Here is a 16,163-nt window from a genome sequence, read left to right on the forward strand (position 1 = left end):
TTATGCCGCGTTCGTTTCTTTTGCTGGGACAGCCGCTTTCAGACTTAGCAACCGTATCATACGGTCATTTTGGATAATCAGCCCATCCACAAACCGTGTTGTGTTGTCCCCCATTTCGGGCGGTGGGTCGATTGCATCCGTATTGATGGAAAGAATATCAACGACTGCGTCTACCAGCAGGCCAACCGTTTGGTCGTCAACGTTAACAACGATGATCACGTCACGCGGGCTTACCTCGCGTTCGGCCAAGCCGAACCGAATAGATAGATCAACGATAGGCAGCACACTTCCGCGCAGATTAATCACGCCCTGCATGTAGGGCGGCGAATGCGGTAGAGGCGTTGCTTTGCTCCACCCACGAATTTCACGCACTGACATGATATCGAGTGAATATTCTTGATCGTTCACTTTGAACGACAAAAGTTCAATTTCGCGCCCGGTTTGGGAGGGGGTCTTTTGGTCCATGGTCATCTCCAATTATGCGCTTGGCGGTTGTGCTGTGTCCGTATGATCTATGCCGCGCACAACGATGTCGCCTGGATCAAGGATTAGAGCGATCTTGCCGTCTCCTAAGATCGTTGCAGCGGCGACGCCTGGAATGTTGCCATAAGCATCCTGCAACCCTTTGATGACGACCTGCCTTTGATCTTGGATTGCATCAATCACGATTGCCGCTTCTTGACCGTCGTCATTGGCAATAAGCAGCGCGATACAATTCTTGAAATCCGTGCGCTTTGGGCTGAACCCAAGTTTTTCCGCAAGATCAATAAGCGGCAAAAAGCGCTCCCTGACCTGCACCAGCATGCTATTTGCCCCAAGTGGCTTAAGCTCATCTGGCCCCAGCATCATTGTTTCGCTTATCGCGGCCAGGGGCATCACTACGGACTGCCCGGCAACATCGATCACCATGCCATCAAGAACGGCGAGGGTAAGCGGCAGGCTGATGGAAAATGTCGTGCCCTGCCCAGGCACGGAAGTGATCGTGATACGCCCCCCGAGACTTTGAATGGCGCTTCGCACGACATCCATCCCGACACCACGGCCAGACAGATTAGACACTTCGGCCGCCGTAGAGAACCCCGGCATAAACAGCAAATTGTCAATTTCGGTATCGCTGAGAAGAACATTTTCTGGAATGAGACCTTTTTCAATAGCGATCTGCTTCACGCGATCGCGGTTGATGCCACCACCGTCATCACTCACCTCAATCACAACGCGACCCGATCGATGCGCTGCGCGCAGGCGGACGACACCTTGCTCTGCTTTGCCGTTCGCAACGCGTGTCTGCGCCGCTTCAAGCCCATGATCAACGGCGTTTCGGATCATATGGGTAAGAGGGTCTGCAAGCCGTTCAATGACCGTTTTGTCGACTTCTGTGTCGTCACCTTCGGTGATCAATTTAACGGATTTTTTCACTGCGGCTGAACTTTCACGCACAATACGTGACATCCGTTGGAACAAAGATTTTACGGGCTGCGCGCGGATCATCATCACGCTGTCTTGGATGTCGCGGGTAAGGCGCATGAATTCCTCAAGGCCTGTTTCGACCTCTGTAGAGTTTGCGGCCTGTGCTGACACGATGCTTTGAGACAGCATCGACTGATTGATAACCAACTCGCCCACAAGGTTAACCAGCCTGTCGATACGGTCCACATCCACGCGAACTGTCGCTTTGGGCGCCGCTACTTTCATGCTGTCTGGTTCGGTAGAAGGCTGCTCTGCCGGCTTCACATCAGTCGGTTCTTCAATGTGGTCGGGTGCGAGGGCCTCAGATTCTGCAACACTAGCAACATCTGGCAGGTCGATCGGTGGGAGTGGGGCGTCTGTTTGTGGCGTGATTTGCTCAATTGTGCAAAGCCCATCAACGAAATCGAAAACCTCAAGAACGTCTTCGAACGTACGATCAGTGTCGACAGAAATGTGCCACGGTATAAAACACTCTGCATTTGCCAACTCGCCTAAATTCGGCAGCTTCGTCAGGTCGGGTGTGCAGGTGACAGTCCCAAGTTCTGTGAGCGCGCGGAAAAGTTTGGCTGGTTCGTTGCCGCTTGCGTAGAGCTCTGCGCTGGCCTGAAACTTGAATGAATGCTGTGCGGGCTTTGGCGCCACATCATCCAGTCCGAAGTCTTCGTCTAGATCAAAGCTGAGTACGAGAGGCGCAAATTCAACGGTTTCTTCAACTTCGTCCGATAATAGCGCTTCGAGGTCCGTCAATGTTGCCGCTGTTAGGTCGGGCTCAATCGGTAATTCATCGCGCGACAGCCGCACGAGATCTTGCAAAATATCGCCCGCTTGAAAAAACGTGCGCATGATGTCGGTGTCAGGTTCAAGAAGGCCAGAGCGCACATTATCAAGCACACTTTCATAGCAATGTGCAAAATTGACCAAATCATTGAGCCCGAATGCACCCGCACCCCCTTTGATGGAGTGGACGGCGCGGAAAACCACGTTGATGGTCTCTGCGGAGCGCTCGGGGCTGTCCATTGTTTCAAGGCCGTCTTGGAGCGCTTCGAGCAGCTCATCACATTCAATAAAGAACGAGGCCTTAATTTCAGCAAGGGGGTCAAGTTGGTCAGTCATCTGCTTTTACCCCGCAACCATTTTAAGCGCGCGTACGAGTTTTTCGGGATCGAACGGCTTCACAATCCAGCCCGATGCACCGGCACTTCGGGCGCGCGCCTTGAGGTCTGCACCGCTTTCAGTTGTCAGAACCAAAATTGGCGTACCCTTGAATGCGTCGCGAGCGCGGACCGCTTCGATGAAACCAAAACCATCGAGGCGTGGCATGTTGATATCTGAGATAATTGCGTCTGGCGGGTCCATTGCCTCAAGGGTTTCAACACCGTGCACCCCGTCTTCGGCCAGCGTTGTTGTCATACCGGCAGCATTCAAAGTGAGCGCGATCATGTCGCGCATCGTCTTGCTGTCATCGACGGCCAAAATAGAAAGGCTCATAGCGCGCCTCCTTGCGGAATAATCTGTGCAAAAGGTGCGCCTAGAAACGCGGTTTGGCCGGCGAATGCATCGCTACTTGCTGTGATTGAAAAACTAACAGGGTGGGACTGATGCGCGGCCATCAAGGCCTGTAGGCACAGTGTGCCCACGCTTTCTACAGCGCTTGCATCAATTGCGATATTCGGCGCGGCGGTCGTGAGACCCTGCAGAACACCTTCGTAAGCCGCTAAATCCAGCTTGGCAGGTAACGTCAGAGTGGCGGATGGGGCCTGAGAGCCATCTAGGGCGCCCAAATCTGTTCCAGTATTCACGCAATCACTCCTGTTTTGTGCCGTGTTAAGGCTGAGGAGTAGCGGGTGCTCTGTTAAGAAAAGGTTTCCGGCGTGGCTTTGATTTTTAAAATTTAGCGCGAATTTTTGAGGAATTGCGCACAGCCGATCATAGCTGCGTTGTCATCTTCTACGATCTGTACGGAAAAATCGTCCATAAACGTAGCAAAGCGCCCTTTATCACGAAAGTTCTCGCCAAAACCCATACGCTCAAAATAGGGTTTCATGGCGCGTGCCACGCCGCCTACAAAATAAACGCCGCCATAGGGCAGGTGGATCAGAGTAAGATCCCCCGCCACCGCGCCCAATATCCGAATGAAACTTTCCACTGTCTTTAATGCAATTGCATCGCCGTTCTCTGCGTCATTCATTAGATCGGCCGCGGATTTCTCAATGCCGCCCGAGCGCCATGTGTAAACACGTTCAAGGCCGCGACCGGAAAGAACATCTTCCACGGCCGCAAACCCGTGTGCGCTTTTGACGTGGTTTGAAAGATCAAGGTCCTGAGCATCACGCACAGGCAAGCCGATATGGCCACTTTCCGCGGCGGCCACATGCACACCGTTGCGCAGAGTAATGACGCCCGCACAATTAAAGCCTGTGCCGACGTTCAATACCAGTTTCGTACTTCCGTTTGGCGCCGTTGGGGCATCAATGACAGGGGCCAACGCCTCAGGTTCCAATCCTGCCAACCCGTATCCTTGGGCCTGTAGGTCGTTGATAATATGCGCTTCTTTCGCGTTCGTCTGATCAATCAAATCTTGCGGGCGGATGATCCACGACAGATTTGTCAGCGTACCGATACCGTCCTTGATGGGGCCCGCCAGTGCTACGCATATGCCGTCAATGTCTTGGTCTTTGTGTGCACTCAAGTACTCGGTCAAAATGCCAGCAAGTCCATCGCGGCCCGCATTCAAAAAGCGCGCGTTTGTAGAGACGTCCAGAACACCGTCACGGGCCAAGCCACAGCGGGTGTTTGTACCACCAATATCCACAACCAGATCGATGCCAGACTTCGATTTTGTCATACCAAAAGGCCCCTTAGAACATGCTTGGCACTCCGTACCTTCGTCTGGCGTGTTGGGCAAGCGGTTGAAAGCCGTACTGTAACGCAATTTCCTCTGGCCAAATCTGTGCATCTGTGGGAAAGGGCATTGTCAAACGAAGCATTCCAAGCTGCACCTTAGGGGGATCAATTATGGAAATTCGCGAGGCACTTACCTTTGATGATGTTCTGTTGGTCCCTGCGGCCTCTGATGTGTTGCCGTCCACGGCTGATACGTCGACTTTTGTAACGAAATCGATCTCGCTCAACATTCCGCTGCTCAGCTCTGCGATGGATACCGTCACAGAAGGTCGCATGGCCATTGCGATGGCGCAGGCGGGTGGTATGGGTGTCATTCACCGTAATTTGACCATCGAAGAGCAAGCGCGCGATGTGCGCCGTGTGAAACGCTTTGAAAGCGGCATTGTGTATAACCCGATCACCCTGACTGCGGATCAAACCCTTGCGGATGCAAAGGCGTTGATGGAGCGGTACCGCGTCACTGGCTTTCCTGTCACGGACGCTGATGGCCGCGTTGTTGGTATCGTCACAAACCGCGATATGCGTTTTGCAACGGATGATAATACGCCTGTTTCTGTGATGATGACGTCAGATAATTTGGCGATGCTGCAAGAGCCAGCCGATTTGGAAGAAGCGCGCAGCCTTATGCGCTCGCGGCGGATCGAAAAGCTGTTGGTTGTTGATGGTGCTGGCAAGCTGACGGGTCTTTTGACCCTAAAAGATAGCGAGCAGGCGGTCATTAACCCCCAAGCCACCAAAGATGAGTTGGGGCGTTTACGTGTTGCTGCCGCTTCAACTGTAGGTGACGCAGGTTTTGAGCGGACCGAGGCGTTGATTGACGCGGGTGTTGATATGGTCGTGATTGATACGGCCCACGGGCACTCAAGCGGTGTGGCCGAAGCGGTGCGCCGTGCCAAAGCAATCGCGGGTCACGTACAAATTGTTGCGGGTAACGTGGCAACTGGTGCAGCAACGCGCGCCTTGATCGATGCAGGCGCGGATGCTGTCAAAGTGGGTATTGGCCCGGGTTCTATCTGTACCACCCGCATGGTGGCAGGCGTGGGGGTCCCGCAACTGACGGCAATCATGGATTGTGTAGCTGCAGCAGGTGACATCCCGATCATCGCAGACGGTGGTATCAAATTCTCAGGTGATTTTGCCAAAGCAATCGCCGCAGGCGCATCCTGCGCGATGGTTGGCAGCATGATCGCGGGAACGGACGAAAGTCCTGGCGAGGTCATTTTGTATCAAGGCCGTTCGTTCAAATCCTACCGCGGTATGGGGAGCCTTGGCGCCATGGCGCGCGGCTCAGCCGACAGGTATTTCCAAAAAGACGCGGCCAGTGACAAACTGGTTCCAGAAGGGATCGAGGGACAGGTTCCCTACAAAGGGTCTGCGGGCGCAGTTGTGCACCAATTGGTCGGCGGTTTGCGCGCTGCAATGGGCTACACGGGGTCCGCAACAGTCGCGCAGATGCGTTCTGGCTGTGAGTTTGTGAAGATCACCGGCGCGGGGCTGAAAGAGAGCCACGTGCATGATGTTCAGATCACGCGCGAAAGCCCGAACTACAGAGTTTCTTGATATAACAATGCTGTATGGGGTGATGCTCATATAATACATGAGGATTAACCAATGACCCCTGCAGCACGCTATGCCGCCGCAATTGATGTATTAGACCAAATTTTGGACGGCCAGCCTGCGGAAGCGGCACTTTTGAAGTGGGCGCGCGGCAACCGTTACGCAGGTTCCAAAGATCGTGCAGCGGTTCGTGATCATGTGTTCGATTGTTTACGCTCCAAAGCGTCTTTTGCAGCTAAGGGCGGTGGTCAGACGGGGCGTGCGATCGTTGCGGGATGTTTGTTGGCGCAAAATGCTGATCTAGATGAAGTTTTTTCTGGTCAGGGTTATGCGGCTGCACCCCTTGCTGATGCAGAACTGGCACGTCTTGCCCCTGATGCGGATGCAGTGGATCTACCTGAATGGCTATTGCCAAAGTTGCGCGACGTTGCAGGGCCTGATTTTCAAAAGCTCACTGAGCAGTTTCGACAGCGGGCAGATGTCTTTTTACGTGTGAATACGCAGAAAACTGACATTAAGAGTGCCGAACAGGCGCTTGATAAAGAAGGAATTTCTACTTCAAATCTTGCCGGAGCCACTACAGCGCTGCGCGTCACATCAGGGGCGCGGCAAGTCGCCCGAAGCGCGCCGTTTTTGTCTGGTGAAGTTGAATTACAAGACGCGTCCAGCCAAAAAGCATGCCTGATGCTTGGTGCGGCGGATGGTGAGACGTTGCTGGACTATTGTGCGGGGGGTGGCGGCAAATCACTTGCACTGGCTGCTATGGGCTACACAGTGACCGCCCATGATGCTGACCCGAAGCGCATGAAAGATATCGGCCCACGTGCAGAGCGGGCAGGCGTCACAATTCCTCAAGTTACCGAAATTACCCAGCAATTTGATACTGTTGTTATTGATGCACCGTGTTCAGGCAGCGGGACGTGGCGCCGTACACCTGATGCGAAATGGCGCTTTACGCAGCAAGATTTGGCGGATCTGGTCGAACTTCAGCGCGATATTATCGGGCAGGCTCAAGGCCATGCGCTGAAACGGGTGGTTTACATGACATGTTCGTTGCTACGTGATGAAAACGAAGATCAAGTCGCGTTTGTTGAGGCTTCGCTGCCAAAGTGGACATGTGTCCGCCAAGAACGTTTTGCGATGGATCAGGATGGCGATGGCTTCTTTTGTGCGATTTTTGAGCAAGCCTAGAGTGTTTAGCATGTCGGGTATTTAGCGCCTGTTAATCAACTTTACTGTAATGAATACACTTTAAGGTTGTGTTCACCTAAAGATAACCCGCATTAAGTGTTTATTAACCAGTAACGGGCATATGTGCGTTGGTTAGATGGGGAACACTTGGATGCGATTTGCACCAGCGACACAAAGGCTTTTGCGTGATGCGGGGCTTCAACTTGGGCTTTTGGTGCTTGGGGTGGGGCTAATCGGTCTGTCTACGCTTACGGATATTCGTCTTGACGAAACCGTTATGGGCGTTGGCGTTTTGCTAAGCTGTGGCGCGTTGATGTGGTCAGTTATTGGGGCGCGGCGTGGTGCGTATTCTGAGCGCTTAGAGTTACTACGCGATGTGTGCGAAGCTGATCCTGTTAGAACGTTTATTGTCGATCCAGAAGGTGAAGTGCTGTTTCGCAACGCAATGGCGCGCACTGATCCAACGGCCACAGCTGATGCGGTTGGTAAAGACCTGACGATGGCTGCGGTCATCCGTCCTTTGTTTGCTAATCCAGCAGGCGTGGTGAACCGCCTTCATACGCAAGCGACCAAACAGGGCACCGGTCAAGAGGATCTGATTACCCGACAGGGGCAAATGCGACTTAGCGTGCAGCACCTTGAGGGCTGCGGTTTTGTGTGGCGGCTTGAGCAAATGCGTCCAACTGGCGGTGTCGGGCAGGGTGATAGCATCGCACTTCCCATGATGACTGTGTCTAAAACCGACACGGTTCTTTTCATGAATGACGCCTGCCGCAAATTTCTAGGCGGGCGCCCGAAACGGCTGGGCGATATCATACGCGACATGCCGCTTGCCTCTGATCGCATTCACCGTGTCGCTACAGAGCAGGGGCACGCCAGCGTTCGTGTGTGTGACGTGGCGGGACCTGACGGGCGTCGCGAGATTTTCTTTTTCCCAGTGACTACGGCCGAGCCAACCACACTCAGCGGCCCCGAACCCCTTGCGGTGCTGAACAGTTTGCCGATGGCAGTTGTGACAATCGGGTCTGACGGCATTGTGCAAAGTGCTAACGCCGCCGCCTGTTTGGCCCTTAAGGAAGATCAGGTGGCAGGCAAGCCAATCGCGGCCCTTGTGGGCGGGCTTGGTCGCGATGTGAGCCATTGGGTGGCCCAAGCTGCGGCTGGTCACAAGTTGAGCAAACCTGAAGTATTGCGCGTGTTGAATACGGATCAGGACAGATACCTTGAAATTACGCTGTGCCAGCTGGACGGCATGAACAGCAATTCGGTTGTGGCGCTGATCAATGACGCAACCGAGCTCAAGACCCTTCAGGCACAATTTGTTCAAAGCCAAAAGATGCAGGCGATTGGCCAACTGGCTGGCGGCGTTGCGCATGATTTCAACAACTTGCTCACCGCCATTTCTGGGCATTGTGATCTTTTGTTGCTGCGTCACGATCAAGATGATGAGGAATATCCCGACCTTCTTCAAATTCACCAAAACGCCAACCGCGCGGCCTCGCTCGTACGTCAATTGCTGGCGTTTTCACGCAAACAGAACCTTAAAATGGAAGTGGTTGACCTGCGCACCACGCTTTCTGAGTTGACCCATCTTTTGGACCGGCTTGTGGGCGAAAAAGTGCAACTTGAACTGACCCATGACCCCTCGCTCGGGCCTGTGCGCGCTGACAAGCGACAGCTTGAGCAGGTCTTGATGAACTTGGTCGTCAACGCGCGGGATGCCATGGCCGATGGTGGTAAAATCACCATTGATACAGAGGCTTACACGGTCACAGAAGTGCAGGAACGTGATAGTGCTGCCGTGCCAATCGGTGATTATGCCAAAGTCACCGTTTGTGACGAAGGCATCGGTATTCCGCCTGAGCAGCTGAGTAAGATCTTTGAGCCGTTCTTCACGACCAAGAAAACAGGTGAAGGGACAGGGCTTGGCCTGTCGACGGCCTACGGCATCGTCAAGCAGACGGGTGGCTTCATTTTTGCAGAAAGCGTTGTGGGGCGCGGTGCGTCGTTCACGCTTTTGTTCCCGATGTTTGATGGCGCCACAGTCGCAACACCGCTACCGCCAGCAGCAAAGCCCGTTGAGCAAGTCGTTCAAGATACAGGCGTGATCATGCTTGTAGAGGACGAAGCGCCCGTTCGCGCCTTTGCGTCTCGGGCGCTAAAAATGCAAGGTTTCACCGTGATTGAGGCGGACTGCGCTGAAATGGCGCTTGAAAAGCTTGAGACCATGGATACCAAGATTGATATGTTCCTCACGGACGTTGTGATGCCCGGTCTTGATGGGCCAACGTGGGTCCGCCAAGCGCTTAAGGGCCGTCCGGATACGCGCGTTGTATTTGTGTCGGGCTACGCGGAAGACGCGTTCAAAGAAGGGGAACAAGCGATTCCCAATGCTGTGTTCCTGCCTAAGCCGTTTTCGTTGTCTGAATTAACCAATACCGTCAAAGCGCAACTACACGACGAGCCAGCGTAAATACGCTGATCTTCATGTTTTTATGGGTATTCAAGCTGCGTTTACCTAGGCGCGCTATGAGCTAACTACGATTTATGTTGAAATGTTCTCCTTTTGATCTCATAACGAGGACAACAGAACAGGGCGTGAACATGTGAGTGATTGCTCAGGGTGTTGCGCTGTGAAATAAGGGAAGAAACTCATGGCACAGGCAGATCTACTCACGATGGAAAAAAAAGCTTCTGATAAACAAAAAGCGCTCGATAGCGCGCTGTCGCAGATTGAACGCCAATTCGGCAAAGGCTCGATCATGAAATTGGGCGGTGAGAACGCCATTCAGCAGATCGAGGCGACGTCAACTGGCTCACTCGGCCTTGATATCGCTTTGGGCATTGGTGGTTTGCCAAAAGGCCGTATCGTTGAAATCTACGGTCCCGAAAGCTCTGGCAAAACCACGCTGACGCTTCACTGTGTTGCCGAGGAACAAAAAAAGGGCGGCGTTTGTGCGTTTGTTGACGCGGAACACGCGCTTGACCCGCAATATGCCAAAAAGCTGGGCGTTAACCTGGATGAGTTGCTGATCTCACAACCCGACACGGGTGAGCAGGCGCTTGAAATTACTGATACGCTTGTTCGTTCTGGCGCAGTTAATCTTGTCGTTGTCGACTCTGTTGCGGCACTGACGCCAAAGTCGGAGCTTGAGGGTGATATGGGGGACAGCAGCGTGGGTGTGCACGCCCGTTTGATGTCCCAAGCGATGCGTAAGTTGACGGGTTCGATTGCGCGTAGCAACTGTATGGTAATCTTCATTAACCAAATCCGTATGAAGATTGGCGTGATGTTTGGTAGCCCAGAGACAACTACTGGTGGTAACGCGCTTAAATTCTATAGTTCTGTTCGCCTCGATATCCGCCGCATTGGCGCCATCAAGGACCGCGATGAAATTGTTGGTAACCAGACCCGTGTGAAAGTTGTGAAAAACAAAGTCGCACCACCGTTCAAACAGGTCGAATTTGACATCATGTACGGTGAAGGCATTTCCAAAATGGGCGAACTGCTCGATTTGGGTGTGAAAGCAGGTGTCGTTGAGAAATCTGGCGCTTGGTTCAGCTACGGCGATGAACGCATGGGGCAAGGTCGCGAGAACTCCAAGAACTTCTTGCGCGAAAACCCCAAAGTTGCGTGGGAAATCGAAGATAAAATCCGCGCCGCGCATGGTTTGGATTTCGAGATGCCCAAAGAGGAACAAGTCAAAGATGATGGTGACGATGTCCTAGACGAATAATGGGCGATGCACGTTAGTCTGTTGTAACGCTAACTTAGAAGAGGCCAGTACATAAGTACTGGCCCTTTTGGTTTGTAAGTGAGGTTTCGCCGCAGGTGCAATGACCATGGACACCTTGGGCCTGCAGGGATAAATCAGAGTGAATTAACTTGCCACCGATAACCCTAAGGGCCTCCTGATGCGTACGCTGAATGACATTCGTTCGACCTTTCTGACCTACTTTGAAAAGCAAGGGCACGCGGTCGTGGACAGCAGCCCCCTTGTGCCGCGCAACGACCCAACCTTGTTGTTTGCGAACTCTGGGATGGTGCAGTTCAAAAATTTATTCACCGGTGTGGAAACCCGCGACTACCAACGTGCGACGACCGCGCAAAAATGTGTACGCGCAGGTGGTAAGCATAACGACCTTGATAACGTGGGCTACACCGCACGCCACCACACGTTTTTCGAGATGCTGGGCAATTTCAGTTTTGGCGATTACTTCAAGGCAGACGCAATCAAATTTGCTTGGGAGTTGATCACAAAAGAGCTCGGGATTGATAAGAACCGCCTCTATGTCACCGTCTACCACACCGATGATGAGGCCGCAGATATCTGGAAACGGGTTGCTGGCCTGCCTGATGAACGGATCATTCGCATCACCACCGATGATAACTTTTGGATGATGGGGCCGACTGGTCCATGCGGGCCGTGTTCCGAGATTTTTTACGATCACGGCGATCATATCTGGGGCGGACCTCCCGGCTCCCCTGAGGAAGATGGTGATCGGTTCGTTGAAATCTGGAACCTTGTTTTCATGCAATACGAGCAGCGCGAAGACGGCACCCGCGTTGATCTGCCGAACCAGTCAATTGATACCGGCATGGGGATCGAACGTGTCGCGGCGTTGTTGCAAGGTACGAATGATAACTATGGCACGGACCTTATGCGCAACCTTATTGAGGCCAGCGCAAATGCCACGTCGTCGGATCCTGATGGTCCGGGCAAAACTCACCACCGCGTGATCGCTGACCACTTGCGTTCAACGGCATTTTTGATTGCGGACGGTGTGACGCCGTCAAAAGATGGCCGTGGCTATGTTTTGCGCCGGATCATGCGCCGCGCGATGCGCCACGCCCATCTTCTGGGGGCCGCTGATCCACTGATGCACCGTTTGGTGCCGGCACTTGTTGGCCAAATGGGTGCGGCCTATCCCGAATTGGGTCAAGCACAGGCTTTGATTGAAGAAACTTTGCGTGCTGAAGAAACGCGTTTCCGCCAAACGCTTGATCGTGGGTTGAAGCTCCTTGATGAGGAGTTGATCTCGCTGCCAGACGGCGCCGATTTGCCTGGCGCCACGGCGTTCAAGCTGTACGATACGTTCGGTTTCCCGCTTGATCTGACCCAAGACGCGCTTCGCGAAAAAGATCGTGGTGTAGATACAGATGGCTTTGATGCCGCCATGGCCGAACAAAAAGCCAAAGCGCGCGCGGCGTGGTCTGGTACGGGCGAGGCCGCTGATGCGCAAGTTTGGTTCGATATCGCGGATGCCCATGGGGCGACTGACTTCTTGGGCTATGACACTGAAAACGCCGAAGGTCAGATCATTGCGATCATCAAAGATGGTGCTCAGGTCCAGACGGCAAAAGCTGGTGACGAGGTTCAGATCGTACTAAACCAGACCCCGTTTTATGCGGAAAGCGGCGGTCAGGTTGGCGATATGGGCCAGATCAGTTTTGATGGCAACTTGGCCACAGTGGCTGACACCAAAAAGCAGGCAGATGTCTTTATTCATTTCTGTAGCATTCAATCGGGTGAGTTAAGTGTTGGTGCCGGTGTGGAACTTGCCGTTGACCCAACGCGGCGCGGGCAGATCCGTGCGAACCACTCTGCGACGCACTTGTTGCACGAAGCTCTGCGCGGCACTTTGGGTGAACACGTGGCGCAGCGCGGCTCATTGAACGCACCAGACAGATTGCGTTTTGATTTCAGCCATAACGCAGCGATCAGCCTTGAAGATCTGCAGCGGGTTGAAGCGGAAGTGAACAGCTACATTCGGCAGAATACAGCGGTAGAGACACGAGTGATGACGCCTGATGATGCGCGTGACATGGGTGCGCAGGCACTTTTCGGCGAAAAGTACGGTGATGAAGTGCGCGTTGTATCAATGGGCCGTGCGGACACTGGCAAAGGTGCTGATGGTAAGACGTATTCGCTTGAACTTTGCGGTGGCACGCATGTGCGCCAGACGGGTGATATCGGGCTGTTTGTGGCGCTTGGTGATAGCGCATCGAGTGCCGGTGTGCGCCGTATTGAGGCGCTGACCGGTGCCGCAGCCTTTGAATATCTAAGCGCGCAAGATCAGCGATTGGCGCAAGTTGCGACATCATTGAAGGCGCAGCCTGCGGATGTTGCTGAGCGGGTAAAATCGCTGATGGACGAACGAAAAGCGCTGCAAAACGAAGTGGCACAACTGCGTCGCGAGCTAGCCATGAGCGGCGGTGCTGCAGCAGCACCGGCAGTGGAAGAGGTAAACGGCACCTCGTTTCAGGCGCAAGTTTTGCAGGGCGTGACGGGTAAAGACTTGCCTGGCATTATTGACGAAATGAAGTCGCAAATGGGCTCGGGTGCTGTGTTGCTAATTGCTGATGCGGGCGGAAAAGTCGCCGTCGCTGCCGGTGTGACGGATGATAAAACAGCCACTGTATCTGCGGTTGACTTGGTAAAGGCGGCTGTTGCCGAAATGGGCGGCAAAGGTGGCGGTGGCCGTCCGGATATGGCGCAGGGCGGAGCAAAAGACATTAGCGGTGCTGATGCCGCGATGACAGCAGCACGAAAGGTTCTTGAAGGATGAGCGCACTTTGGATCAGTCACGTTACGGTCACCGATGACGTGGAATACGCCAAATATGCCAAGTTTGCGACCCAAGCCATTGCCGAACACGGCGGGGTATTTTTAGCCCGTGGCGGCGCGTATGTTCAAAAAGAAGGCGTAGAGCGGCCACGCAATGTAGTGGCGCGGTTTGATAGTCTCGAGATTGCCGAAAAATGCTATAATTCAGCCACTTATCAGCAGGCATTGGTCCATGCGCGGGTGGCGAGTGAGCGTGAATTGGTGATTGTTGAAGAAATCTAGACGCTTAGAAAGTTTAACTATCAATGTAAAACGGCGGCCCTTTGATTGGGCCGCCGTTTCTATGTCTGGAGTATTCTAAGGGTAGATTACGCTGAACGTGACGCGCGTTTACGCTCATGCGGGTCAAGGTGGCGTTTGCGCAGACGCACTACGTTTGGTGTCACCTCAACCAACTCATCATCGTCGATATAGGCAATCGCTTCTTCAAGGGACAAACGGATTGGAGTGGTCAAACGAACAGCTTCATCTGTGCCGGACGCGCGGACGTTTGTCAGTTTTTTGCCCTTAAGAGGGTTCACCTCAAGATCATTTTCTCGGCTATGCTCGCCAATGATCATACCTTGGTATACGTCCTCTTGGCTTCCGATGAAGAAACGACCACGGTCTTCAAGGTTGAAGATTGCGTAAGCAACAGACACACCGTTTTCCATTGAAATCAGAACGCCAGCGCGACGGCCAGGGATCGATCCTTTATGTGGTGCCCATCCGTGGAAAACGCGGTTCAAAACGCCTGTACCGCGCGTGTCGGTCAGAAATTCACCGTGATAACCAATTAGGCCACGTGACGGGATGGTCGCAATAATACGGGTCTTGCCGCCTTGTTGCTTCATCTCGGTCATCTCGCCTTTACGTGCACCAGTGATTTTCTCGATCACTGCGCCGGAATACTCATCATCCACGTCAATCGTGACTTCTTCAATTGGCTCAAGACGCTGGCCGTCTTCTTCGCGGAAAAGAACCTGTGGACGTGAGATTGAAAGCTCGAAACCTTCGCGGCGCATGTTCTCGATCAGAACGCCCATCTGCAATTCACCGCGGCCCGCAACTTCAAAGGCGTCACCACCGGCGGTGTCCGTGACACGGATCGCTACGTTGGTTTCGGCCTCTTTCATCAGGCGCTCGCGAATAACACGTGATTGGACTTTTTTGCCGTCACGACCCGCAAGAGGGCTGTCGTTGATGCCGAAAGTCACTGTGATCGTGGGCGGGTCAATCGGTTGGGCAGGGATCGCGTCCTCAACAGAAAGATCACAGATCGTATCGGCCACGGTCGCTTTGGTCATACCCGCAAGGCTTACGATATCGCCTGCTTCAGCCACATCGATCGGAGACTGTGCAAGACCGCGGAACGCCAGAATTTTAGTAACGCGGAACTGCTCAACTTTAGTACCATCGCGAGACAACGCTTTTACTGTTTCACCAGTACGCAACGTGCCTGCCTCAACGCGGCCAGTCAAAATGCGGCCGATGAACGGATCGGCACCCAGCGTGGTTGCCAGCATGCGGAAAGGCTCTTCACGCTTCTGGATTTGCTTGGGGGCAGGGACGTGATCAACGACAAGCTTAAACAGCGCATCGAGGTTCTCACGGTCGCCGTCAAGGCTGTCGTCACACCAACCGTTACGGCCGGAGGCGTAGAGCGATGGGAAATCAAGTTGCTCGTCAGTTGCGTCAAGCGAGGCAAACAGATCAAAGACTTCGTCAAGCGCGCGATCAGGTTCCGCATCAGGCTTATCAACTTTGTTCAGAACCACGATTGGCTTGAGCCCAAGCGCGAGCGCTTTCGAGGTTACAAACTTGGTTTGGGGCATCGGACCCTCTGCGGCGTCCACGAGCAGAACAACACCGTCAACCATCGACAAGATGCGCTCTACCTCGGCGCCGAAGTCCGCGTGACCGGGGGTGTCAACGATGTTGATGCGCAAACCGTTCCATTCAACGGATGTCGCTTTGGCGAGAATCGTAATGCCGCGCTCACGCTCCAGATCGTTGCTATCCATGGCGCGCTCGGCCACTGCTTGGTTCTCGCGGAAAGCACCGGACTGTTTGAGAAGTTCGTCAACAAGGGTCGTTTTGCCGTGGTCAACGTGGGCGATGATCGCAATATTGCGCATATCCATTGGGTTTTTGCCTATATAGAGGGACGTGTTGTGTGCGCCTTATAGTGGCTTTTGCAAAAAGGCCAGAGACAAGGTGCGAGAAGCCGTTGACGCCGCCGAAGACCGGCGCTAAACCGCGCCTACTGTGTTACGCCGGTGTGGCGGAATGGTAGACGCAGGGGATTCAAAATCCCCCGATGGTGACATCGTGTCGGTTCGAGTCCGACCACCGGTACCACAGTAAATTGAATGCCTGCGCCGCACGGTTTCGGCGGGCATTTAGAGGTCTTCTGGAAAATGTGATTCTTAGTCG

The 16,163-nt window shown here is 53.7% G+C and carries 12 protein-coding genes and 1 tRNA gene; 7 read left to right on the forward strand and 6 right to left on the reverse strand.

Annotation, left to right across the window (positions count from 1 at the left end; genetic code table 11):
* The 5 genes from NeNHUV3_RS01370 to NeNHUV3_RS01390 form a co-directional block, all read right to left on the reverse strand.
* Positions 1-465: a chemotaxis protein CheW gene (locus tag NeNHUV3_RS01370; protein ID WP_391482013.1), complete on the reverse strand. Its 465-nt coding sequence runs from the start codon at positions 463-465 to the stop codon at positions 1-3.
* Between the two features lie 12 nt (positions 466-477).
* Positions 478-2,580: a chemotaxis protein CheA gene (locus NeNHUV3_RS01375; RefSeq protein WP_391482015.1), complete on the reverse strand. Its 2,103-nt coding sequence runs from the start codon at positions 2,578-2,580 to the stop codon at positions 478-480.
* A gap of 6 nt (positions 2,581-2,586) precedes the next feature.
* Entirely contained in the window at positions 2,587-2,955 is a 369-nt protein-coding gene (locus tag NeNHUV3_RS01380) for a response regulator (protein ID WP_391482016.1), read from the reverse strand.
* Positions 2,952-3,266 (reverse strand): hypothetical protein, encoded by a 315-nt coding sequence (locus tag NeNHUV3_RS01385; protein ID WP_391482017.1) that lies wholly within the window; start codon positions 3,264-3,266, stop codon positions 2,952-2,954. The genes NeNHUV3_RS01380 and NeNHUV3_RS01385 overlap by 4 nt, the downstream gene beginning before the upstream one ends.
* A gap of 92 nt (positions 3,267-3,358) precedes the next feature.
* Positions 3,359-4,312: an ROK family protein gene (locus tag NeNHUV3_RS01390; RefSeq protein WP_391482019.1), complete on the reverse strand. Its 954-nt coding sequence runs from the start codon at positions 4,310-4,312 to the stop codon at positions 3,359-3,361.
* A 170-nt stretch (positions 4,313-4,482) separates the two neighbouring features.
* On the opposite strand from NeNHUV3_RS01390, the gene guaB reads away from it, so the two are divergent.
* The 6 genes from guaB to NeNHUV3_RS01420 all read left to right on the forward strand — a co-directional run bounded on the left by guaB (position 4,483) and on the right by NeNHUV3_RS01420 (position 13,970).
* A complete protein-coding gene (guaB, locus tag NeNHUV3_RS01395; protein ID WP_391482020.1) occupies positions 4,483-5,931 on the forward strand; it encodes an IMP dehydrogenase in 1,449 nt (482 codons plus the stop codon).
* 51 nt (positions 5,932-5,982) lie between these two features.
* Positions 5,983-7,119: an RsmB/NOP family class I SAM-dependent RNA methyltransferase gene (locus NeNHUV3_RS01400; protein ID WP_391482021.1), complete on the forward strand. Its 1,137-nt coding sequence runs from the start codon at positions 5,983-5,985 to the stop codon at positions 7,117-7,119.
* A 151-nt stretch (positions 7,120-7,270) separates the two neighbouring features.
* Positions 7,271-9,592, forward strand: coding sequence for an ATP-binding protein (locus tag NeNHUV3_RS01405; RefSeq protein WP_391482023.1), 2,322 nt, complete (start codon positions 7,271-7,273; stop codon positions 9,590-9,592).
* 181 nt (positions 9,593-9,773) lie between these two features.
* Positions 9,774-10,856, forward strand: coding sequence for a recombinase RecA (gene recA, locus NeNHUV3_RS01410; RefSeq protein WP_391482024.1), 1,083 nt, complete (start codon positions 9,774-9,776; stop codon positions 10,854-10,856).
* Positions 10,857-11,034: 178 nt separating this feature from the next.
* Positions 11,035-13,689 (forward strand): alanine--tRNA ligase, encoded by a 2,655-nt coding sequence (alaS, locus tag NeNHUV3_RS01415; protein ID WP_391482026.1) that lies wholly within the window; start codon positions 11,035-11,037, stop codon positions 13,687-13,689.
* A complete protein-coding gene (locus tag NeNHUV3_RS01420; RefSeq protein WP_391482028.1) occupies positions 13,686-13,970 on the forward strand; it encodes a DUF1330 domain-containing protein in 285 nt (94 codons plus the stop codon). The genes alaS and NeNHUV3_RS01420 overlap by 4 nt, the downstream gene beginning before the upstream one ends.
* Positions 13,971-14,056: 86 nt before the next feature.
* Here NeNHUV3_RS01420 and typA read toward each other — a convergent pair whose 3' ends face one another.
* Positions 14,057-15,871, reverse strand: coding sequence for a translational GTPase TypA (typA, locus tag NeNHUV3_RS01425; protein WP_391482029.1), 1,815 nt, complete (start codon positions 15,869-15,871; stop codon positions 14,057-14,059).
* A 131-nt stretch (positions 15,872-16,002) separates the two neighbouring features.
* On the opposite strand from typA, the gene NeNHUV3_RS01430 reads away from it, so the two are divergent.
* Positions 16,003-16,088 (forward strand) — tRNA-Leu (locus NeNHUV3_RS01430).
* Positions 16,089-16,163: the final 75 nt, after the last annotated feature.

The sequence above is a fragment of the Nereida sp. NH-UV-3 genome (genome assembly GCF_042939535.1).
Lineage (GTDB): Bacteria > Pseudomonadota > Alphaproteobacteria > Rhodobacterales > Rhodobacteraceae > Nereida > Nereida ignava.